A 21576-nucleotide genomic window follows, 5' to 3' on the forward strand; every position below is an offset into this window, starting at 1 on the left:
AACCTGAGTTGTGCCGGGTATGGGCTGTTCCGCCCCTGGTGTGCGCCTTCGCGCATTGACCGTGCCCTGCTGCCCCCGTATGCTACAAGTTGCGCTGCGAGCCTGCGCGCCTCAGACCTAGCAGGCCGCGCTCGCATCTGTATGTATGTCCCCTCGGTTCACGAGAGGCGCCTCCCGGTTCACGGGGCCGGCGCTTCCCAGGCTGTCCGGCTTCTGCAGAGGCGATACGGGCTCACGGCGTAGCAGTAACTTCGACTCACTGTCCGTACCGGAGCCCTTTCCCACATGACGAGCAGCACCGAGACCACCGCCACCACTCCGCAGGTTGCGGTCAACGACATCGGCGACGCGGACGCGTTCCTCGCGGCGATCGACGCGACGATCAAGTACTTCAACGACGGCGACATCGTCGAAGGCGTCATCGTCAAGGTTGACCGCGACGAGGTCCTCCTCGACATCGGTTACAAGACCGAAGGTGTCATCCCGAGCCGCGAGCTCTCGATCAAGCACGACGTCGACCCGAACGAGGTCGTCAAGGTCGGCGACGAGATCGAGGCCCTGGTTCTCCAGAAGGAGGACAAGGAAGGCCGCCTGATCCTCTCGAAGAAGCGCGCTCAGTACGAGCGTGCCTGGGGCACCATCGAGAAGATCAAGGAAGAAGACGGCATCGTCACCGGTACCGTCATCGAGGTCGTCAAGGGTGGTCTCATCCTCGACATCGGCCTCCGTGGCTTCCTGCCGGCGTCGCTCGTCGAGATGCGCCGCGTCCGCGACCTCCAGCCCTACGTGGGCAAGGAGCTCGAGGCCAAGATCATCGAGCTGGACAAGAACCGCAACAACGTGGTCCTGTCCCGCCGTGCCTGGCTCGAGCAGACCCAGTCCGAGGTCCGCCAGACGTTCCTCACGACCCTCCAGAAGGGTCAGGTCCGCTCCGGCGTCGTCTCCTCGATCGTCAACTTCGGTGCCTTCGTGGACCTGGGTGGCGTCGACGGTCTCGTGCACGTCTCGGAGCTGTCCTGGAAGCACATCGACCACCCCTCCGAGGTTGTCGAGGTCGGCCAGGAAGTCACCGTCGAGGTTCTCGACGTGGACATGGACCGCGAGCGCGTGTCCCTGTCGCTCAAGGCGACGCAGGAAGACCCGTGGCAGCAGTTCGCCCGTACGCACCAGATCGGGCAGGTTGTTCCCGGTAAGGTCACCAAGCTCGTTCCGTTCGGTGCGTTCGTGCGCGTCGACGAGGGCATCGAGGGCCTGGTCCACATCTCCGAGCTGGCCGAGCGCCACGTGGAGATCCCGGAGCAGGTCGTCCAGGTCAACGACGAGATCTTCGTCAAGGTCATCGACATCGACCTCGAGCGTCGTCGCATCAGCCTCTCGCTGAAGCAGGCCAACGAGTCCTTCGGTGGCGACCCGGCCTCGGTCGAGTTCGACCCGACGCTGTACGGCATGGCCGCGTCGTACGACGACCAGGGCAACTACATCTACCCCGAGGGCTTCGACCCCGAGACCAACGACTGGCTCGAGGGCTTCGAGGCTCAGCGCGAGGTCTGGGAGACCCAGTACGCCGAGGCGCAGACGCGCTTCGAGCAGCACCAGGCCCAGGTCATCAAGTCCCGCGAGGCCGACGAGGCCGCTGCTGCCGAGGGCGCTGCTGCCCCGGCCGGCAGCGCTCCGGCTGCCTCGGGTGGCAGCGGTGGCGGCGGCGGCGGCTCGTACTCCTCGGAGTCCGCGGACAACTCCGGCGCCCTGGCGTCGGACGAGGCCCTGGCTGCCCTGCGCGAGAAGCTGGCGGGCGGCCAGAGCTGACGCTCCGACCTTCCGGCCGGTCATCGGCTGCGGTAATTAGATGACGGTGAGGCCCGCTCCCTTCGGGGAGCGGGCCTCACTCGTTCTCCGCGACGGGATTCCTGCGGACTTCCGCGGACTTCTGCGGGATCCCTACGTGATTCCTACGGGGTGACGGTGATGTTGGTCAGGCCGTTGCCGCCGGTCACCGTGTTGCTCGCGTAGACGGTGGTGGGGCAGCTCGCGCCGTAGTTGGTGACGTTGACCGCGAGCCGTTTGTCGCCTGTCGCGCCGGACAGGTCCGAGGTGTTGTCCTTGAAGACGGTCCCGCAGCCCCATCCGCTCTGCTGGGTGTGGGTCTCGTAGCCGTTGTTGGTCGTACGGGAGCCGTGGTTGCCCTCGACCAGGACGCCGTTGCCCTTCACATCGACCCAGGAGTCGTCGTAGTTGGCGCCGGTCAGCCCGCTGCCGTCGAAGGTGTTGCCGACGATGCGCGCCCCGGTGGTGCCCTCCTTGATGTCGACGTTCTCGCCGCCGACGCCCGGCCCGATCGTGTTGTCCAGGATCTGTACCCGGTCGCTCCTGTCGGACAGGTCGCCCGCGGTGCCGACGTAGACGCCCTCGCCCATGCCGCGTCCGTCGTGCCCGGTGTCGTAGATCCGGGAGTTCCGGATGACGCCGTCGCTGCTGGACTTGCGGAAGTGGACGCCCTCCATGTCGAGGTCGTGCACGGTCACCGAATCGACCACGACGCCGTTGGCGCCGTCGGCCATGATGCCCTTCTGGCCGCCGGTGACGGTGATGCCCCGCACAGTCCAGTACGAGGCGCCGTTGAGGTGGAGCCCGTAGCCGCCGCCGGCCGTGAGGACCGCCGCGGCGGAGCCGGTCAGGGTGATGCGTGCCGATGCGGTGCCGGGAACGAGTGCCTTGAAGTTTCCGGTGTACGTGCCGTCCACGAGGTGGATCGTGTCGCCGGGGGTGGCCGCCGTGAGCGCCGACTTGAGCTGGGCGGCGGTGCTCACCTCGATGACCGTCGCGGCGCCGGCCGTGGCGGCGGTGGCGGTGGCGAGGGTCAGGCCGCCGGTGGCGAGGGCGGTGGCCAGCAGGGCGGGGAACAGCGTGCGGGTGCGCATGGGGTGCCTTCCCGTGAAGGGTTCAGGACGTTCTCGTACATGAATGTGGGGCGAGTGTCTGAACTTGCTGCCCAGTGACGGTAGGGACGAGGTCGGGACATGTCAAGGTCTGGACCATTACTCGCGGGTGTGGTGAGGGAGGTGAACACAGGGAAACGTGTGGGATACACGAGTAGCTGATGGCCCGTAACACACCCTTGCCAGGATCCCGGCAACCGCAAGATCCGAAGGAGAGCCGGGACATGACTCACGCTTCGCACCACTCGCCCGCGACGCCGGGCGCGAGCCGACGCACCTTTCTCCGTAACGTCGGGCTCTCCGGCGGGGCGGGCGCGATGTTCGCCACCATGGGGGCGCTCGGCCTCGCCCCCACCGCCCAGGCCGCAGGCCGCGAACCGGCCTTCCGCGCCCCCACCGAGGGTGATTTCAACCTGAAGGGCAAGGCCGCCGCCAAGGTGGTCGTCGTGGGAGGCGGCATCGCCGGTCTCGCCACCGCCTACGAGCTCGGCAAGGCCGGCTACGACTGCACGGTCCTGGAGGCCCGCAGTCGCACGGGTGGCCGTAACTTCACCGTGCGCGGCGGGGATTCCACCACCGACATCCACGGCGTCAAGCAGACGGCGCGGTTCTCCGACGGGCAGTACATGAACGCCGGACCTGGCCGGATTCCGCAGTGGATGGTCACCCTCGACTACTGTCGCGAACTGGGCGTTCCCATCGAGATGTTCACCAATGTGAATGCCAACGCCTATATCTACAACGAGAAGTCGGGCATGAAGGCCCCGACGCGCTACCGCACCGCCAAGGCCGATGTGTACGGCTACGTGGCCGAGCTCCTCTCCAAGGCCACCGACAAGGGAGCCCTCGACCGGCAGATCACCGCCGACGACCAGGAGCGGCTGCTCGACTTCCTCAAGGACTTCGGCGACATCGGCGACACCCTCGACTACACCGGCAGCCCCCGGCGCGGCTACCGCGTCGACCCCGCGGCCGCCGGCGCCCCCGGTGAGGAACTGGGCTCCGTCCCCTCCGCCTCCGAGGTCTTCGCCAGCGGCGTCGGGCGCTACTTCGCCTTCGAGTTCGAGTACGACCAGGCGATGCTGATGTTCCAGCCCGTCGGCGGCATGGACCGGATACCCGCCGCGCTCACCAGGGCGATAGGTGAGCGCAGGATCCGCACCGGCGCCGCCGTCACGGAGATCACCGACACCGCCCACGGCGTCACCGTCACCTACACGCAGTCCGGGCACACCCGCAGCATCGAGGCGGACTACTGCGTCGCCGCCCTGCCGCCCAACATCCTTGCCAAGACCGCCCACAACCTCGGCCCGGCCGTCCAGACCGCCCTGGAGGCCTGCAAGCCGTCATCGGCCGGGAAGATCGGACTGGAGTACAAGAGCCGCTGGTGGGAGAGCGATCACCAGATCTACGGCGGCATCACGGAGACGGACATGGACCTCGCCCACATCTGGTATCCGTCCTACGGACACCAGGGCCGGCGCGGCACCCTCATCGGGTACTACAACACCGGCTCCAACGCCGACGCGTACGCCGCCCTCACCCCGCGCGAGCGGGAGGCGCGGGCCGTCGCGCAGGGTGTGAAGATCCACGGGGAGAAGTACCGTACGGAACTCGCCACGTCGTTCTCCCACCACTGGCGGCAGACCCCGTACCTGGAGGCCTCCTGGCACTCCCTGTCGGGCGGCCCCGACGCCCCGGTCTTCGCACCGCTCAACCAGGCAGCGGGGCGGGTCTACTTCGCCGGTGACTACCTGAGCTACGCGGACGCCTGGCAGCACGGAGCGTTCACCTCCGCACGGAAGGCGGTCACGGCACTGCATACGCGGGTACTTGGGTAAACACCGTGTGAAGGGGCACGGGCGGGAATGCCCGTGCCCCCCGGGACGTTCTTCTTCAGGAACACAAGGAGGAGCGGTAACCGTGCTTGATCCGCAGAGTTTGTACGAATGGGAGCCGAAGGGCCTGGCTGTCGTCGACATGGCGCTCGCCCAGGAGTCGGCCGGCCTGGTCATGCTCTACCACTTCGAGGGATACATCGACGCGGGTGAGACCGGTGAGCAGATCGTCGACGGGCTGCTCGAATCGCTGCCCCACCAGGTTGTGGCCCGCTTCGACCACGACCGCCTCGTCGACTACCGTGCACGGCGCCCGCTGCTGACGTTCAAGCGCGACCGCTGGTCGGCGTACGAGACCCCGACGCTGGACGTCCGGGTGGTCCAGGACGCCACCGGGGCGCCCTTCCTGCTGCTTTCCGGCCCCGAGCCCGACGTGGAGTGGGAGCGGTTCGCCGCAGCTGTCGAGCAGATCGTCGAGCGGCTCGGTGTCCGTCTCGCGGTCACCTTCCACGGCATCCCGATGGGTGTTCCGCACACCCGCCCGGTCGGCATCACCCCGCACGGCAACCGCACCGACCTCATGCCGGGTCACCGCAGTCCGTTCGACGAGGCGCAGGTGCCCGGCTCCGCTGCCGCCCTTGTCGAGTACCGGCTGATGGAAGCCGGACACGACGTCCTCGGTGTCGCCGCCCACGTTCCGCACTACGTCGCCCGCTCCGCCTACCCGGACGCCGCGCTCACCGCGCTGGAGTCGATCACGGCGGCGACGGGACTGGTCCTGCCGACCGTCGCCCACACCCTGCGCACCGAGGCGCACCGCACCCAGACGGAGATCGACCGCCAGATCGACCAGGGCGACGAGGAACTCGTCTCGCTGGTCGAGGGACTTGAGCACCAGTACGACGCGATCGCCGGTTCGGAGACCCGGGGCAATCTGGTCGCCGAGCCGGTGGACCTCCCGTCCGCCGACGAGATCGGTCTCGAATTCGAGCGGTTCCTGGCCGAGCGTGAAGGCGACGGCTGACCTCGGCCTGACCCACTTTCCGCAGCGCCGCGGGCAGGGCACTAGGCTGCCGCCCATGCTGAAAGTGGGCCTGACCGGTGGTATCGGCGCCGGCAAGAGCGAAGTGTCCCGGATGCTCGCCGGCTACGGAGCCGTCCTCATCGACGCCGACCGGATCGCCCGCGAGGTCGTCGAGCCCGGCACCCCCGGGCTCGACGCCGTCGTCGAGGCTTTCGGCACCGGCATCCTCACCTCCGAGGGCACGCTGGACCGGCCGAAGCTCGGCTCGATCGTCTTCGCCGACAGCGAGCGCCTCGCCGCCCTGAACGCGATCGTCCACCCGCTGGTCGGCGCCCGCTCCGCCGAGCTGGAGCGCGCCGCGGGCCCCGATTCCGTGGTCGTCCACGACGTCCCCCTCCTCACCGAGAACGGCCTCGCCCCCCTCTACGACCTGGTCGTGGTGGTCGACGCGGCGCCGGAGACCCAGCTCGACCGTCTCGTGCGGTTGCGCGGGATGACGGAGCAGGAGGCGCGCGCCAGGATGGCCGCGCAGGCCACCCGGGAACAGCGGCGCGCGGTGGCCGACCTGATCATCGACAACGACGGGCCGATCGACGGTCTGGAACCGCAGGTCCGCTCGGTCTGGGCGGAGCTGACCGGGCGAGCCGCGGCCGGCTGATCCCGGGCCGGAACACCGGCAGCCGGGCAGACGTTCATCTGAGGGTGAACGAGGGAAGGATGCGACTGTGGCCGAGAGGAACCCCGAAACACACGTCATCGACTTCCGCGCGGCCGAGCAACTGCTGGCGGCGCGCGACCCCCGGGGCGCGGTGCACCTGCTCGACTCGGTGATCGCCTCCCACCCGGAGAACACCGCGGCCCGGCTGCTGCGCGCCCGGGCCTTCTTCGCTGCGGCCCAACTGCGCCCCGCCGAGCTGGAGTTCGAGCTCGTGCTGGAGCGGGAGCCGGACAACGCGTTCGCGCACTTCGCCCTCGCCCGCACCTTCGAGCGCTCCGGTCATCCGGAGCGGGCCACGCGCCACTTCCGGCTGGCGGCGGCACTGGACCCGAACCCGGAATTCCTGAAGGCGGCCCGCTTCGACGCGGAGGGCTGAGACCTCCGCGTCTCAGTGCCCGTACCGCCCCCGCCCGCCGTGATCGGGTTCGTACGGCGGGATGGTGCGGCCGGGCTGGTAGTGCGGGCCCTGATGCAGATGGTGGATGATCACGGTCAGATCCACCAGGACCAGCACGAGGAGCACCCCACAGGCCGCCGCCCACCCCGGCCTGCCGGTCCAGGTGAACGCTGCCACGCCGAAGACGGCCCAGGCCAGGCCCCATAGACTCAGCCAGAGCCGCATCCGCAGAGAACTGCGGGCAGTCGTCGGTTCACTACCGGTACGCATGGCCATCGCCTCTCCTACCAGCATGGACCCGCGACGACGCGAGTGCGGTGTTCCGACGGAAGAGAGTGGGGGACGGCCGTGAACGGCACAGCATGGGGGGACGCCGCAGTCCGCAGGTCCAGGGTCCGCGGGTGTCTGCTGGGCGGGGCGATCGGGGACGCTCTGGGCAACCCGGTGGAGTTCCTGTCGCTCGCCGGTATCCGCCGGGCGCATGGGGAACAGGGCGTACAGGGCCTCACCGCCGACGAGGACGGGGTCGTCGGACGCGTCACGGACGACACCCAGATGACCCTCTTCACGGCCGAGGGACTGATCAGGGCGCACTCCGGGGCCGAGGGCACCGACGGCGCCGCGACGGCCGTCATCAGGAACGCCTACCTGCGCTGGCTGGACACCCAGAACCATCCCTCCCCACCGGCCCGCGGCGGGGAGGACGTCGTCCGTACCGGCTGGCTCAGGCAGCAGCCCTGGCTGTACGCGCGCCGGGCGCCCGGAAACGCGTGCCTGACCGGCCTCGCGGCCGGGCACACCCCCGACCCGCGGGGCCCGCTCGGAGTGCCGGGCCCCGTGAACACGGAGTCCAAGGGCTGCGGCACGGTCATGCGCTCCGCACCCTTCGGCCTGACCGGCCGGCCCGCGGCCGGGGGCTTCGCGCTGGCCGCCCGGTGCGCGCAGATCACCCACGGTCACCCCACCGGCGCCTACGCCGCCGGTGCGCTCGCGGCGATCGTCGCCCATCTGATGGAGGGCGACTCCCTGCCGGGGTCCGTCCTGCGGGCCATGGACCTGCTGGCCCGCCACCCCGGACACGAGGAGACGGCCGCCGCCCTGCGCGGCGCTGTCGAGCTGGCCGCGCAGGGCGCGCCGAGCGCCGAGAAGGTGGAGTCGCTGGGCGCCGGCTGGGTGGCCGAGGAGGCCCTGGCCATCGCCGTGTACTGCGCCCTGGTCCTGCCGGAGGCCGGCCAGGCCGGCGACGCGCTGCTGCTCTCCGTCAACCACTCGGGCGACAGCGACTCCACCGGCGCCGTCTGCGGCAATCTGCTCGGCGCCCGCCACGGCGACGCGCATCTCCCGTCGTCGTGGCTGGTGCTCACCGAGGGCCGGGCCGTGATCGCGGAGATGGCCGACGACCTGTCCCTGGAGTTCGAGCACACAGTGGCGTGGCCGCCCGGCCGCTACCCGGTGTGCTGACCGGGCGGGCCGGTCAGCCGGTCAGCAGCTTGGCACGCAGGGTCTCCACGGTCGCCGCGTCGAGCTTCAGCCCCTCGCGCACGTACGTGTCGAAGTCGCCGTAGATGTGATCGGCCTCGGCGAACGCCGCGCGCAGCCAGCTCAGTTCGACGGCCTCCGGGTCGCCGGTGTACTGGTTGCTGGCGAGGAAGTCGGCCTCGACGGTGGCCCGCGGGACGCCGAGCAGGGTGAGCAGGACGGCGGTGCCCCAGCCGGTGCGGTCCTTGCCGGCGCTGCAGTGGAAGACCGTGGCGCCCGAGGTGTTCGTGGCGACGGCGGTGACCAGGTCGTGGAACGCGTAGTCGGCGCCCACGAAGTTGACCATGAACGGGTAGCCGATGGACTGGCCCAGGTCGGACGAGCCGGAGAAGAGACCGGCCGCGATGGCCTGGGCCAGGGTCATCAGGGCCGAGTCGTGGAAACGGATGCCGTGGCTGAGCGAGACGACGTCGGCGACCTGGTACGCGACGCCCGCGGGCAGCCGGTCCGGGTCGTCGTTGCGCTCCTGGACGTTGCGCAGGTCCACGTCGAGCGTGAGGCGCTGGGAGACCAGCCGCTGCTGCTCGGCATCGGTGAGGCTGTTCAGCTTGTTGGAGCGGTAGACCAGGCCGGAGCGCACCCAGCGCCCGTCCGTCGTGCGGTAGCCGCCGATGTCGCGGAAGTTGCGGGCGGAAGCCAGCCCGAGGGAGCGGTCGGCGACCACGAGGGCGCTGCCGCCGTCCGGGACCAGCCGGAAGTACCAGCGCCCGGCCTCCGGGAGCGTTCCGGCCGGGACGGTCAGCGAGCCGGTGCCGGGGGCCGTGCCGAGGGCGATGCCGGTGGTGGCGTCGGGGGAGGTGACGGCGGTGACGGTCACCGAAGCGGCGGGCGAGGCCCAGGAGAGGGCGTGACCGCCGTCGGCGGCGCGCACGGCGCCGGCGGAGGTGAACGGGACCGCGGCCTGTGCGGAGGCCGATGCGGCGGTCGGTGCGGCGAGCGCGGACGGGGCCAGTGCCGTACCGGCGAGGAGGGCGGCGGCGACGGCGGCTCCGGCTATGCGGTGCGTACGCATGGTGCTCCTTGTCTGTCCCCCGCGGGAGGTCGTGCCCGGCGGGGAGGGGGGCGTCAGGAGGTCGGTGTGGCGGTGCACGGGGTGGTGCCGCAGACATTGATGACACGGCCGGTGGTCAGGAAGGTGGCCTTCTGCTGACGCGCGGCGGGCGAGTTGCGGGGATCCTCGTGCGGGTCGTGGCCGTAATCGGGACCGGTGGGCGGGGTGTTGGTGAGCGGGGGTGTGGGGGTGCCGCTGTCCCAGACGGTCATGGCCGAGCCCCGGTAGGGCAGTTGACCGGAGGTGATGCGGCGGATGCCCCAGTGCGGGACGGTGTCCGGGCTCCGGCCGGCGGCGACCGCGGGGGACAGCAGACGGGCACCGATCGTGCGCGCCTCCACGTCGGCCGCCGCGTTCGCGACCTGGTGGTCCCCGTAGGCGATGTGCATCAGCACCTGGTGGTGGTCGGTGAGGTGGTTCGCGTACGCGTTCGTCTCGCCGCGGTCCCACACCATCTGGAACAGCTGGAGGACGAGCTGCTGGTGCAGCCTGTCCGGGTAGGCCACGTCCAGGACCTGCTGGAACGGTGCGAAGTCGGCGCTCCGGTTCAGGAGCAGCCCGTAGTTCATGGCGGTGACGCCCAGGACGCCGCGCCGGATGTCGGGCGAGGCGGCGACCAGGGCGCCGCCGAGGATGCCGCCCTGGCTGTTCCCGTCGTACGCGAGGCCGTGCCGGGTGTCGACGAGCGGACGGCCGTCGGCGGTGCGGAACGCTGCGTCGCTGCCCAGACCCTTGGAGTGGATCAGGGCGCGGCCGAGGAACAGGGCGTTCAGCATGCCCTGTTCGCTGCGCTCGGGAACGGCCGGGAAGAGGTTCGGGTCGGCGAGCGCGCCGAGGACGACGGGGATGTCCTCCTTGGCCATGCCGGCCCAGTCCGTGGCGCAGAACGTGAAGTTGTGCTCGGCCGCCATGTCCTTGACGTTGCCCGCGCCGACCTCGGAGCGGGAGCCCAGCAGCCCGTGTCCGTAGAGGGAGGGACGGGAGGGGGTATGGAAGGCCGAGCGGGGGATCTCGCAACGGAACGCGGCGAGCTGGGTGTTGAGGTGCAGCCGGCGGGGTACGCCGTCGTGGTCTCGGTTCAGGACGGAGCCGGGAGGGCCGCCCGGCAGGCTGAGATAGCTGGGTACGGTGATCTGTCCGGTGACCTCGCGGGCGATCCGGGCGTCCTGGGCGGCGGTGAAGTCGGTGACGCCGGTGACGGTGAAGCCGGGCGATCGGTTGCCGAGGCGGCGGAACGCGTCGTCGCGGATGGTGAAGAGGTCCCCGGTGAGGCTGCGCGTGGAGGCGACGGTGAAGTCCCAGGCCAGATGGAGCCCTTCGGTCATGACGCCGGCCCTGTGCAGGGCCGTGAGGGCGGGGCGGAGCCGGTCCTGCCGGGCGCGCAGCGGATCGTGGGCGGGGAGCCGCTCGCCGGCGACGGCGGCGAACGGGGCGGCCGCCGGGATCGTGCGGCCCGCACCGTCCTTGAGGTGGCGCAGGGCCACGGCGTAGTGGTGGCCGTCGCGGAAATTGCGGGCGGGGTGGATCAGCAGTGCCTGGCGCCCGGGGTCCGCGGCGTTGGCGTCGAGCTCGGCCCAGTACGGCCACCGCTCACCGGTCGTGGTGTCCAGGAGTACGACCGGGGCGTCCCGGTCGAGGGAGCGGCCGATGCCGGTGAGCGGCGCCGCACCGGTGGCCGCCAGGTCCAGGCCCGGCACCTGGGCGATGAGAGCGGAGCCGGGGGAGAAGCCGTCGGACCGGTTCCAGGCGGCCGGGTCGATGGGCAGCCCGGTCGTGGCGCGGGGCAGTACGGCGGTGGCGAAGTCCACCCGGCGGCCCGTGTCGGTGTCCGGGTCCGGCCGGGTGTACCAGTCGTTGGGGAACGGCAGCAGGCACTCGACGACTGCCAGCGGATCGCAGCCCCGCTCCGTCGGGTGGCCCGCCGGAGCCGCTTGGGCGGGCGGGGCGAGGAGGGCGGCCGCGCCGAGCGCCGCCGCGAGCAGGCCGTTGAGCAGCCGCTGCCGCACGGGTCAGTTCCCCTGGAGGTGCGCGCCGATGATGCGGGCGTAGGCCGCCTCACCCTGCTGGTTGGGGTGCAGCGGGGCCGCTGCCGCGGTCGGCACGTACCCCTCGACCCACTTGTCCGAGGGGGCCTGGCAGGCGTCGTGGCCCTTGCTGGGGGCGGCGACGTCGACGTACTCGGCGCCGTGGGCGGCGCTCTGCCCGGCGATCACCGTGTTCATCCGGTCGACGCTGCCCTGGAGGAAGTCGGCGTCCACCGGGAGCACGGGCTGCAGCGGCCAGCAGCCGCCCGGCTTGATGTAGAGCCCGTAGCCCGTGACGATCACGCGGGCCTGCGGCGAACGCTGGTGGATCCCGTCCAGGACGGCGGCCAGCCGGGGCGCGAACTCCGCGATGCGCTGTGCCACCTGGTCCACCCCGCCCTCGGTCAGCTTGTCCTTGCACGGGGTGGCGGTCGGGTCGAGCGTCATGCAGTCCTGCGCGATGCCGACCAGACCGGCGTCGTTCCCGCCGATCGTCAGCGTCACCAGGTCGGTGTCCGCTCGCAGGGCGTCGAACTGGGGCGGCGCCGATCCCATCGGGATGTCGAGCAGGGAGAGCGGCTGCTTCTCCGTCATGTGCTTGGACTTGGCCCCGCTGCAGGTGACGTCACGCAGCGAGGCGCCGATGCTCGCGGCCAGCTCGTGCGCGTAGTTGTGCGTGGAACGGCCGCAGGCCACCGGGCCCGTGATGCCCGGGATGAGGGGACCGGAGGCCATCGAGTCGCCGAGCGCGACGTACGACGTGGTGTCGTCGCCCGCCGCCGAGGCGCCGGAAGCGCCCGTTCCGATGGCCAGTCCGGCCAGTGCGAGCGCAGTCACAGATGCTCTGACGGTTCGACAGAATGCTTTGTTGCGGGGCGAGTTCACGGCGACCTCCGATGGTGGGGCGAGGTGGGGGCATGGCGGGTGTCGCCGGTCATCATGCAGACTCGGACGCCGTCGTTTAACTGGTGGGTAACGCAGACTTCCGCGGGGGCTTTTGTGACGCATGACAAAGGGCGTGTTGCTCTGACGGGCGGACGCGAGGACCGGCGGGCCGATGCGCAGCGGCCGTTGTGCATCGGCGGCCGTCCGGTGGCAGCCCAGTTGCGGGCCCGTGCCCCCGCCCTGACCGCCCGCGTCGTCGCCCGGCTGCTCAGCGATCTGCCGGTCTACGCCGAACTGCCGCACGAGGAGATCGCCGGCGACATCGCGGACATCGTGCAGCACAATCTGCGGCTCTTCGCCGATGTCGTCGAGCACCGCAGACCCGCCACCGACGCCGAACTGGCCCAGCAGCGGGACTCGGCGGCCCAGCGGGCCGAGGAGGGCGTGCCGCTGGACGCCATCCTCACCGCGTACCAGGTGGGCATCGGGATGTGCTGGGAGGAGACCGCTCAGGACGCCGTCCCCGGAGACCTGCCGGCCGTACTGGAGATCATGAACCGCATCATGGTTCTCCAGCAGCAGCTGACCTCCGCGGTGAGCGGGGCCTATCTGGAGGCCCGGCAGATCCTGGACAGCCAGGAACACGGCGGCCGGCACGCCCTGATGGCGGCCCTGCTGACGGGTGAGGACCTGGACCGCTTCGCCCGGCGTACCGGACTGCGCCCGGCCGGCCGGTATCTGACGATGACGCTCGCACTCGGCCGTCATGACGACGAGGTGGGGCAGGCGCCGGGCCCCGGTACCGGGGTGGCGGCCCGCCGCAAGATCCGCCGGATCCGCACGGCCCTGGACCGGTTCGCCGGTACGACCGCGCTGACCGCCCTCGACGAGACCGGCGGCACGGTCCTGCTGCCCGTCGCCGAGCCGCCGCCGTGGAGCGGGCCGGGCGGTCTGTGCGACCTGATCGCCGAAGCCACCCGGGCCGCGGGTGTCCCGGTCGTCGCGGCCGCGGAGACCACGGAACCGGCAGCGGTGCCGGCCGCCGTGGCCCGTAACGCCGAGATCGTCGACCTCGTCGCCCGCACCGGACGGCCCGCCGGTCTGTACCGGCTGGCCGACGTCCTGCTGGAGTACCAGCTGAGCAGGCCGAGCGCGGCCCTGAACGGGCTGGCGCGGCTGCTCCAGCCGCTGGAGGCGAAACCGGAGCTGCTGCACACGCTGGAGACGTATCTCGCCAACGGTCTGGACCGCCGGGCGGCGGCGGCCGCGCTGCACGTGCACCCGAACACCGTCGACTACCGCATCCGCCGCATCGGCCGGCTGACCGGCCTTTCCCCGGCCCGTCCCACGGACCTGCAGCACCTCAACGCGGCCCTGGTCGCGCGCCGTTCGGTGTGAGCGCGGGAACGGCGGGTGCCGACCGTTCGTTCGGCCGGGTATGAGCGGACGAGTGGTACGTGAGGGCTATTCAGGCACGGGTCCCGGCGCGATCACCCCGGACGGGTGCGCGGTCGAGTTGTACACCCGCCTCGCCGTCGGTGACGAACCGGACGTCATCGCCGCGTCCGTCCCCGCCGGATCGGGCATCCTCGAACTGGGCTGCGGCGCGGGCCGGGTGACGCACCCGCTGGTCGACCGCGGCTTCGATGTCACGGCGGTGGACGAGTCGGCGCAGATGCTGGAGCGGGTGCGCGGCGCGCGTACGGTGCAGAGCCCCATCGAGTCCCTGGACCTCGGTGACGAGACCTTCGACGTGGTCGTGCTGGCGTCCTTCCTGGTGCATGCGGGCGACCACCGGGTGCGGGACGGGCTGCTGCGGACCTGCCGGAGATACGTGCGCGACGGCGGAGTGGTGCTCATCCAGCGCGAGGGAGAGGGCTACCACACGGAACTGCCGCGCGAGCGCGTACATCCGGCCGGGTACACGACCCGGATCGTCTCCTCGGATCCGGTCGGGGACGGGGTGCGTTCCGTGCGCGCCGAGTACGACTTCGACGACGCGCGCTGGTCGCAGACGTTCCTCGCGCGTCCGCTGTCGAAGGAACAGTTCGAGGGCCATCTGGAGGCGGCCGGACTGCGGGTGGACCGCTATCTCACGGACGACGGCGTCTGGGTGCGGGCCGTGGCCGGGTAACCGGGCGGCAGGGCGAATCAACGGGCTGCGGAGCGATGAGTTGCCGGCCGGGAGCCGGTCTGACCTTGTGTGAGCGACACCGCGCACCGCTTCCCCGAGGAGACCGCCATGTCCGAGATCACGACGGCCGCAGCCACGCCGGCCGCCTCCGCCCCCGCTTCCCCCGCCACCGCCGTCGGCAGCCGTGGCCGGGGTGCCGTCGCGCTGAGTGTGGCGCGGTACGCCCTCGCCCTCTTCCTGGGCTTCAGCGGGATCGCCAAGCTGATCGCCCATGAGTCCGCCGTCGAGTCCTTCGGCCGGATGGGCTGGAGCCACGGTGCGATGTACGCCATCGGTGGGCTGGAGACGGCCGGGGCGATCGCGCTGCTGGTCCCGGTCCTGGCCGGGGTGGCGGCCATCGCCTTCTGCGGACTGCTGGCAGGGGCGTCGATCGTCCAGTTGACACTGCTCGACCCGCCGAACGCGGTCATGCCCGCAGTGCTCATCGTGGTGATGGCCCTGATCGCCCGGGACCGCCGGGCCGGAACGGCGGCACTGATCGCACTGGTCCGCCGCGGCGCCTGAGACGGTGCGGGCACCCGGTGGCGCCGCGCTCCCGTGGCCGCCGGGCCCGGTGAACCTGAGGGGTCCGGCGGCCGGACCTGAGGGACTCGGCGGACCTGCCGGGCCTGGCAGACCTGCGGGCCCGGCGGGTCAGTGGACGGTGCTGAAGCTGCGCCAGGGCAGCGCGCTGGCTGCGTTGACGTCGGAGAGCGTGGTCGCGAGATACGTCGTTCCCGGGCCGGTGCAGTCCCTCGTGCGGTACAGGATGATGTCGATCAGGGTCTCGTTGACGACTTCCCTGGCGCCCGCGGGTGCGAGCCGGTGGCATCCCTTCACGGAGGGACTGTTCACCAGGACCACGGCGTCCCGTTCGGTGGTGTAGATGACCGGACCCACGGCGGTCCGGCCGAGGCCCGAACAGCCTGCGACGGTGAGGGTCAGGAGCGCGGTCCCGGCTGCGATGCCGAGACGGCGGCGTCGATGGTCGATCACGGGCATGGGCGGGTCCTCGTCTGTCTCGTCCGGCTCATCCGTACGCACTCCGTCACGCCACCCCCGTACGCCACGGAGGGACGTGCTGACGCTGGTCACCCTGCCCGCTCACGGCGGGCGCGGCATCCGGGAAGCGGCCGGGCGGGGGACGGGAGGGCGGGCCGAGGTTCGCTCGCTGTTCAATGGGGGCATAACGTGGTAATAGCGCTGATTACGGCGTGAAGCAGATGTTCCGGTACTTCCGGATGGCAGGGGGCCGTCATGGTCCAGGAGCTCTTGATCGCAGCGGTCGCGGCGGTATCGGCGGGTGCCGTCTACACGGCGGCGGCCGCCCGGGTCGTCAAGCAGTACGAACGGGGCGTGGTGCTCAGACTCGGCCGGCTCCGTGCCGACATCCGAGGACCCGGATTCACCATGGTGCTGCCCGGCGTCGAGCGGTTGCGCAAGGTCAACATGCAGATCGTGACCATGCCCGTGCCGGCGCAGGACGGGATCACCCGGGACAACGTCACCGTGCGTGTGGACGCGGTCATCTACTTCAAGGTGGTCGACGCGGCGAGCGCGGTCGTCGAGGTGGAGGACTACCGGTTCGCCGTCTCGCAGATGGCGCAGACGTCGTTGCGTTCGATCATCGGCAAGAGCGATCTGGACGATCTGCTCTCCAACAGGGAGAAGCTCAACCAGGGCCTGGAGCTGATGATCGACAGCCCCGCGGTCGGGTGGGGCGTGCAGATCGACCGGGTCGAGATCAAGGACGTCTCGCTGCCGGAGACGATGAAACGCTCCATGGCCCGTCAGGCGGAGGCCGACCGTGAGCGGCGCGCCCGGGTCATCAACGCGGACGCGGAACTCCAGGCGTCCAAGAAGCTGGCCGAGGCGGCATCGGAGATGTCCGCCCAGCCCGCCGCGTTGCAGCTGAGGCTGTTGCAGACCGTGGTGGCGGTGGCGGCGGAGAAGAACTCCACCCTGGTGCTGCCGTTCCCGGTGGAGCTGCTCCGCTTCCTGGAGCGGGCGCAGCAGCCGGCACCGCAACAGCAGCAGATCGCGCAGCAGCAACAACAAGAGCAGCAGCCCACCCAGCCGGTGCCGCAGTCCGTGGACCGTGCACCGGACGAGCACCGTGGCGACCGTGGACCGGAGGCGTCGAGCGGGTCGGCGGAGCCCGCACCCCCGTCGGCCGAGCCGTCGGCGCCCGCCTCCTCCGAGCCACCGGCGTCGGGCCCCGGTCGTCTGCGCCCCGCCACGCCGACGAAGTCGGCCCCGGCTTCCGGGAGGCCCCGTCCCACCGGCTCGAAGCCACTCGCCAGGCACTGACCCGGTCGTTTGCCAGGCAGAACCGGTCGTCTGCCGGACAATGACCTGACCTGACCTGACCGCCTGCCTGCCTTGGCACGGAGCCGGTCACGCGCCGGGCGCTGCCCCGGCCGCTTGCCGGGCGCGGGCCCGGTCACTCGCCGGACACCGCCCCCACTGCTCGCCATGGGCCGGCCGGGGCGCCTGCCAGGCACGACCCCGGACCCGATTCTCCGGTCGCTGCCCGACCCCGTACGAGCTGCGGGCACGGCGGCGGCCGGTCCGCTGTCAGTCCCCCCGCCTAGACTCGCGAGTCAGAGGGTTTCCGTCCTGCCGGGCTTGACCAGGCAGGGAAGACCGGGGGCGCAAGGGCTCATGAGCGGGGCCCGGACAGGAAGGGGAGGGGCCGGTGGGTATCGCACCGTCGCCGCAGGACGCGGCCGTCGGCCGCCTGCTGCGCTGTGCCGCGGTCTTCCTGCCCGCCGCGCTCCCGCGCGAGGGGCGCATCGCGTTCTGGGACCCGGAAGGGCACCCGCTGCCCGAGCCGGGCGACCTGTGGGGGCCCGGCGCCGTGGCCCCGGCAGGCACTGCCGGACCCGCCGAGGCGGACGGCTCGGGCGTGCGGACCTCCGAGATCACGGTCGTCCGGCACCACGGCGAGCAGGGGGACGTCCGCCGGAGCACCGTGCCGGCCCTGCTGCTCCCGGTGGCCGAGGCCGTGCCCCTGCTGGCCCGTGCCCGCCACCAGCGGTCCGCCCACCCCGCCACCCGCTGCTGGGGTGCCGCCACCCTGCACGCGCTGCACCTGGTGTCCCGCGGCCGGATGCTTCCCGGGCTGACCGCCGACGACCACGACGCCTGGCGGGCCGGACCGCGTGACGCCGCGGACGTCGCCCACCTGCGTGCCGTCGCCGCGGCCATGCCCGCCGATGGCTACGCGATCCCCTTCCCGGACCGCACGCCCCTCCAGGTCCCCGACCCCGAGCCGCTCATCGGCTCCTTCCTCGACGCGGTGGCCGACACCCTGCCCCGGACCCCCGCGGCCGCCTTCGCGATGGGGGCCCCGTTCGCGGCCCGGGAGGCCAGGCACCTGCCCGGCGCCCGGGAGTGGGCGGTGGAGGTCGCGGCCGGACTGGACGCGGGCGTACGGGTGTCGCTGCGCCTGGACCTGTCCGCTTACGAGCTCTTCGACACGACCGGCGCCGATGACAGGGCCGGTGCGGCCGACGACGCGACCGGCGGCCGCACGCCGGCCGCCGCGCGGCATGCCGGCGCCGCCATCACCCAGGTGCACAGCCTCGCCGACCCCACCTACGTCGTCGACGCGGCCGCCCTGTGGAACGGCACGGCGGGCGAGCCCTTCGGCCCGCGCTCCCGGATCGACGCCGTGCTCGCCCTGCGCCGCGCCGCCCGCGTATGGGCCCCGCTGGAACGGCTGCTGGATCAGCCCGTCCCCGACGTGCTGGCCCTCACCGAGGACGAGTTGCAGGAGTTGCTGGGCGCCGGCGGGGCACGGCTGTCGGCTGCCGGGGTGAGCGTGCACTGGCCCCGGGAGCTCGCCCGCTCCCTCACCGCCGAGGCGGTCGTACGGCCGGCCCCCGGCTCAGCCACCGACGGCACCTCCTTCTTCGACGCCGAACAGCTCTTCGCGTTCAACTGGCAGCTCTCGCTGGGGGACCAGAAGCTGACCGAGGCAGAGATGGACGTGCTCGCCGAGGCGCACCGGCCCGTGGTGCGGCTGCGCGACCAATGGGTCGTCGTCGACCCCGCTCTCGTACGCAAGGCACGCAAGCGGGAGCTGGGACTGCTCGACCCGGTGGACGCACTGGCCGTCGCCCTGACCGGCAGTGCCGAGGTGGACGGCGAGCAGGTCGAGGCGGTGCCGGTCGGAGCGCTGGCAGCGCTGCGCGCCCGCATCGTCGAGGACGACACTCTCATCGCGCCGCCGCCCGGCCTCGATGCCACCCTCCGCGACTACCAGCTGCGCGGTCTGGCCTGGCTGGACCGGATGACGTCGCTGGGCCTCGGCGGCTGCCTCGCCGACGACATGGGCCTCGGCAAGACGATCACCCTCATCGCCCTCCATCTGCACCGCGCCCACCCCGCGCCGACCCTGGTGATCTGCCCCGCCTCGCTGCTGGGCAACTGGCACCGGGAGATCAACCGTTTCGCACCCGGCGTCCCCGTCCGGCGGTTCCACGGCGCCGACCGCACCCTCGCCGAGCCCGACGGCGGCTTCGTCCTCACCACATACGGCACGATGCGCTCCAGCGCAGCCGAACTGGCCGCCCACAGCTGGGGACTGGTCGTCGCCGACGAGGCACAGCACGTGAAGAACCCGCACTCCTCCACGGCGAAGGCGCTGCGCACCATCCCGTCGCCGGCCCGGGTCGCCCTGACCGGCACCCCCGTCGAGAACAACCTCTCCGAGCTCTGGGCGCTGCTCGACTGGACCACCCCCGGGCTGCTCGGCCCCCTCAAGGCGTTCCGGGCCCGCCACGCCCGCATCGTGGAGAACACCGGAACCGCTGCCGGGATCGCCAACGACGAAGCGGTGGAGAGGCTCTCCCGGCTGGTCCGGCCCTTCCTGCTGCGCCGCAAGAAGTCGGACCCCGGCATCGCCCCCGAGCTGCCGCCCAAGACGGAGACCGACCACCCCGTCTTCCTCACCCGCGAACAGGCCACGCTCTACGAGGCCACGGTGCGCGAGACCATGGCGTACATCGAGGCCTCGGAGGGCATCGCCAGGCGCGGCCTGATCATGAAGCTGCTGGCCTCCCTCAAGCAGATCTGCAACCACCCCGCGCAGTATCTGAAGGAGGAGCCGACCCGCCTCGCCGGCCGCTCCGGAAAGCTCGCCCTGCTCGACGAACTCCTCGACACGATCCTCGCCGAGGACGGCTCGGTGCTCATCTTCACCCAGTACGTGACGATGGCCCGGCTGCTCTCCGCGCATCTCACCTCGCGCGCGATCCCCTCGCAGCTCCTGCACGGCGGTACGCCGGTGCCCGAGCGGGAACGGATGGTGGACCGCTTCCAGTCCGGCGAGGTGCCGGTCTTCCTGCTCTCCCTCAAGGCCGCCGGCACCGGGCTGAACCTCACCCGCGCCGCCCATGTCATCCACTACGACCGCTGGTGGAACCCGGCCGTCGAGGAGCAGGCCACGGACCGCGCCTACCGCATCGGGCAGACCCAGCCGGTCCAGGTGCACCGGCTGATCGCGGAGGGCACCGTCGAGGACCGGATCGGCGAGATGCTGCTGGCCAAGCGGGCGCTGGCCGACGCCGTGCTCGGCACCGGGGAGACCGCGCTGACCGAGCTCAGCGACCACGACCTGGCCGACCTCGTCTCGCTCCGGAGGCCGTCATGAGCCCCCGCCCCGCCTCCGGGCCGCCGGCCGCCGGCCGCCCCGATCCGCGGCCCGGCGCCCGGTCCCGCCCGGGCCCCGACGACCTGCGGCGGACCTTCGAGGCCGTGCCCGCGCGTACGACCGGCGACGACGAGCCGTTCGCGGACAGCTGGTGGGGCCGGGCCTGGGTGACGGCTCTGGAGGACCTCTCGATGGACGCGCCGAGGCTCGCCCGCGGACGCGCGTACGCGGACAGCGGGAACGTCGCCGCGGTCACCGTCACCCCGGGGCGCGTCGTCGCCTACGTGCACGGCAGCCGCCCCCGCCCCTACCGCGCGGAGCTCCGGCTGCGCACGCTCACCGACCCCGACTGGGACACCTTCCTCGACGCGGTCGCCGCCCGCCCCGGCCATCTCGCCACGCTGCTCGCCAAGGAGATGCCGCACTCCCTCGCCGACACGGCCGCCGCCGCCGGCGTCACCCTGCTCCCCGCGGCGAACGACCTCGACCCCAGCTGTTCCTGCCCCGACCACGGCTGGCCGTGCAAGCACGTCGCGGCACTCTGCTACCAGATGGGCCGCCTCCTGGACGCCGACCCGTTCGTCCTCCTGCTGCTGCGCGGCCGGGGCGAGCGCGAACTCCTGGAGGACCTGGGCCGCCGCAATGCCGCACACTCCGCGCGGGAGCGGCCCGCGGCGCCCGCCGCCCCGTCCGTACCGGCGCGGGAGGCGCTCGCCGACCGCTTCCTGCCGCCGTTGCCCGCCCCGTTCCCGTTGGAACCGCATCAGGGCCAGCCGCCCTCGTACCCGGAGTTCCCCGGCGCCCGGGACCCGCTCGCTCTCGACCAGCTCGCCACCGACGCGGCCGCCCGCGCCCACGCGCTGCTGGCCACCGGCGCCGACCCGCTGGCCGGGCTCACCGCCTGGCAGGACGCGGTCCGGCTGGCAGCGGCCCGCCCCACGGCCGGACTCACCGCCACCACTCGCGCCCTCTACCGCGAGCTGGCATCCGCCACCGGCCGCAACACCACCGACCTGGCCCGGGCCGTGGCCGCCTGGCGCCAGGGCGGAGCCGAGGGGCTCGCCGTCCTGGAGACGCCGTGGGACCCCCCGGCCGGCCCGTTCGACCGCGCCCGCCCGGCCCTTGCGGCGGCCGGCTTCCCGCGCTTCCAGCCGTGGCGCAACCACCTGACCCACCCCGGTGGCACGCTCCAGCTCCGCTTCGGCCACGACGGCCGGTGGTACGGCTACGAGTCCGACCCCGGCGAGGACGAGTGGTGGCCCAGGGCCGCCCCGGACTCCGACCCGGTGGGCGCGCTCCTGGAGCTCAGCGGCGGCTGACCCGGCCGGCGGG

The 21576-nt window shown here is 71.9% G+C and carries 18 protein-coding genes; 12 read left to right on the forward strand and 6 right to left on the reverse strand.

What is annotated here, in order from left to right; genetic code table 11:
* The first annotated feature begins 285 nt into the window (after positions 1 to 285).
* Entirely contained in the window at positions 286 to 1806 is a 1521-nt protein-coding gene (gene rpsA / locus ACIOEW_RS05105; RefSeq protein WP_362551463.1) for a 30S ribosomal protein S1, read from the forward strand.
* Positions 1807 to 1949: 143 nt separating this feature from the next.
* On the opposite strand, the gene ACIOEW_RS05110 is transcribed toward rpsA, so the two are convergent.
* The gene (locus ACIOEW_RS05110) at positions 1950 to 2918 is read right to left on the reverse strand and encodes a right-handed parallel beta-helix repeat-containing protein (protein WP_401961335.1); all 969 of its coding nucleotides are present in this window, start codon (positions 2916 to 2918) and stop codon (positions 1950 to 1952) included.
* Positions 2919 to 3253: 335 nt separating this feature from the next.
* Here ACIOEW_RS05110 and ACIOEW_RS05115 point away from each other — a divergent pair, with 335 nt between their 5' ends.
* From ACIOEW_RS05115 to ACIOEW_RS05130, 4 genes are all read left to right on the forward strand, one after another.
* Positions 3254 to 4777 (forward strand): flavin monoamine oxidase family protein, encoded by a 1524-nt coding sequence (locus tag ACIOEW_RS05115; RefSeq protein WP_401961569.1) that lies wholly within the window; start codon positions 3254 to 3256, stop codon positions 4775 to 4777.
* A gap of 82 nt (positions 4778 to 4859) precedes the next feature.
* On the forward strand, positions 4860 to 5798 hold the full coding sequence (locus tag ACIOEW_RS05120; protein WP_362551469.1) for a PAC2 family protein: 939 nt from the start codon (positions 4860 to 4862) through the stop codon (positions 5796 to 5798).
* 55 nt (positions 5799 to 5853) lie between these two features.
* Positions 5854 to 6456 (forward strand): dephospho-CoA kinase, encoded by a 603-nt coding sequence (coaE, locus tag ACIOEW_RS05125; RefSeq protein ID WP_401961337.1) that lies wholly within the window; start codon positions 5854 to 5856, stop codon positions 6454 to 6456.
* 67 nt (positions 6457 to 6523) lie between these two features.
* Complete coding sequence (locus ACIOEW_RS05130; protein WP_401961340.1) at positions 6524 to 6892, forward strand: tetratricopeptide repeat protein; 369 nt, start codon at positions 6524 to 6526, stop codon at positions 6890 to 6892.
* A 12-nt stretch (positions 6893 to 6904) separates the two neighbouring features.
* On the opposite strand, the gene ACIOEW_RS05135 is transcribed toward ACIOEW_RS05130, so the two are convergent.
* Positions 6905 to 7207, reverse strand: a complete 303-nt coding sequence (locus tag ACIOEW_RS05135; RefSeq protein ID WP_401961343.1) for a DUF6343 family protein — start codon at positions 7205 to 7207, stop codon at positions 6905 to 6907.
* Between the two features lie 54 nt (positions 7208 to 7261).
* On the opposite strand from ACIOEW_RS05135, the gene ACIOEW_RS05140 reads away from it, so the two are divergent.
* Positions 7262 to 8374, forward strand: coding sequence for an ADP-ribosylglycohydrolase family protein (locus tag ACIOEW_RS05140; RefSeq protein WP_401961346.1), 1113 nt, complete (start codon positions 7262 to 7264; stop codon positions 8372 to 8374).
* 13 nt (positions 8375 to 8387) lie between these two features.
* Here the strand turns inward: ACIOEW_RS05140 and ACIOEW_RS05145 are convergent, their stop codons facing one another.
* Genes ACIOEW_RS05145 through ACIOEW_RS05155 form a run of 3 tightly spaced genes read right to left on the reverse strand, consistent with a single transcriptional unit; the run spans position 8388 to position 12412 of the window.
* Positions 8388 to 9464, reverse strand: a complete 1077-nt coding sequence (locus ACIOEW_RS05145; RefSeq protein WP_401961348.1) for a tyrosine-protein phosphatase — start codon at positions 9462 to 9464, stop codon at positions 8388 to 8390.
* A gap of 53 nt (positions 9465 to 9517) precedes the next feature.
* On the reverse strand, positions 9518 to 11509 hold the full coding sequence (locus ACIOEW_RS05150) for a hypothetical protein (protein WP_401961351.1): 1992 nt from the start codon (positions 11507 to 11509) through the stop codon (positions 9518 to 9520).
* A gap of 3 nt (positions 11510 to 11512) precedes the next feature.
* Positions 11513 to 12412, reverse strand: coding sequence for an SGNH/GDSL hydrolase family protein (locus ACIOEW_RS05155; RefSeq protein ID WP_401961353.1), 900 nt, complete (start codon positions 12410 to 12412; stop codon positions 11513 to 11515).
* 186 nt (positions 12413 to 12598) lie between these two features.
* On the opposite strand from ACIOEW_RS05155, the gene ACIOEW_RS05160 reads away from it, so the two are divergent.
* The 3 genes from ACIOEW_RS05160 (at position 12599) to ACIOEW_RS05170 (ending at position 15110) form a co-directional block, all read left to right on the forward strand.
* Complete coding sequence (locus ACIOEW_RS05160; protein ID WP_401961571.1) at positions 12599 to 13810, forward strand: PucR family transcriptional regulator; 1212 nt, start codon at positions 12599 to 12601, stop codon at positions 13808 to 13810.
* A 40-nt stretch (positions 13811 to 13850) separates the two neighbouring features.
* A complete protein-coding gene (locus tag ACIOEW_RS05165; RefSeq protein ID WP_401961355.1) occupies positions 13851 to 14546 on the forward strand; it encodes a class I SAM-dependent methyltransferase in 696 nt (231 codons plus the stop codon).
* 108 nt (positions 14547 to 14654) lie between these two features.
* Positions 14655 to 15110, forward strand: a complete 456-nt coding sequence (locus tag ACIOEW_RS05170) for a DoxX family protein (RefSeq protein ID WP_401961357.1) — start codon at positions 14655 to 14657, stop codon at positions 15108 to 15110.
* A 129-nt stretch (positions 15111 to 15239) separates the two neighbouring features.
* Here ACIOEW_RS05170 and ACIOEW_RS05175 read toward each other — a convergent pair whose 3' ends face one another.
* Positions 15240 to 15587 (reverse strand): hypothetical protein, encoded by a 348-nt coding sequence (locus ACIOEW_RS05175; RefSeq protein WP_401961360.1) that lies wholly within the window; start codon positions 15585 to 15587, stop codon positions 15240 to 15242.
* A gap of 255 nt (positions 15588 to 15842) precedes the next feature.
* Between ACIOEW_RS05175 and ACIOEW_RS05180 the strand changes: the two genes are divergently transcribed.
* The 3 genes from ACIOEW_RS05180 to ACIOEW_RS05190 all read left to right on the forward strand — a co-directional run bounded on the left by ACIOEW_RS05180 (position 15843) and on the right by ACIOEW_RS05190 (position 21563).
* Positions 15843 to 16895, forward strand: coding sequence for an SPFH domain-containing protein (locus ACIOEW_RS05180; protein WP_362551502.1), 1053 nt, complete (start codon positions 15843 to 15845; stop codon positions 16893 to 16895).
* Between the two features lie 388 nt (positions 16896 to 17283).
* Positions 17284 to 20244, forward strand: coding sequence for a DEAD/DEAH box helicase (locus ACIOEW_RS05185; RefSeq protein WP_401961363.1), 2961 nt, complete (start codon positions 17284 to 17286; stop codon positions 20242 to 20244).
* Complete coding sequence (locus ACIOEW_RS05190) at positions 20241 to 21563, forward strand: SWIM zinc finger family protein (protein ID WP_401961365.1); 1323 nt, start codon at positions 20241 to 20243, stop codon at positions 21561 to 21563. The genes ACIOEW_RS05185 and ACIOEW_RS05190 overlap by 4 nt, the downstream gene beginning before the upstream one ends.
* Positions 21564 to 21576 lie beyond the last annotated feature (13 nt).

The sequence above is a fragment of the Streptomyces sp. NPDC087901 genome (genome assembly GCF_044742205.1).
Taxonomy (GTDB): Bacteria; Actinomycetota; Actinomycetes; order Streptomycetales; family Streptomycetaceae; genus Streptomyces.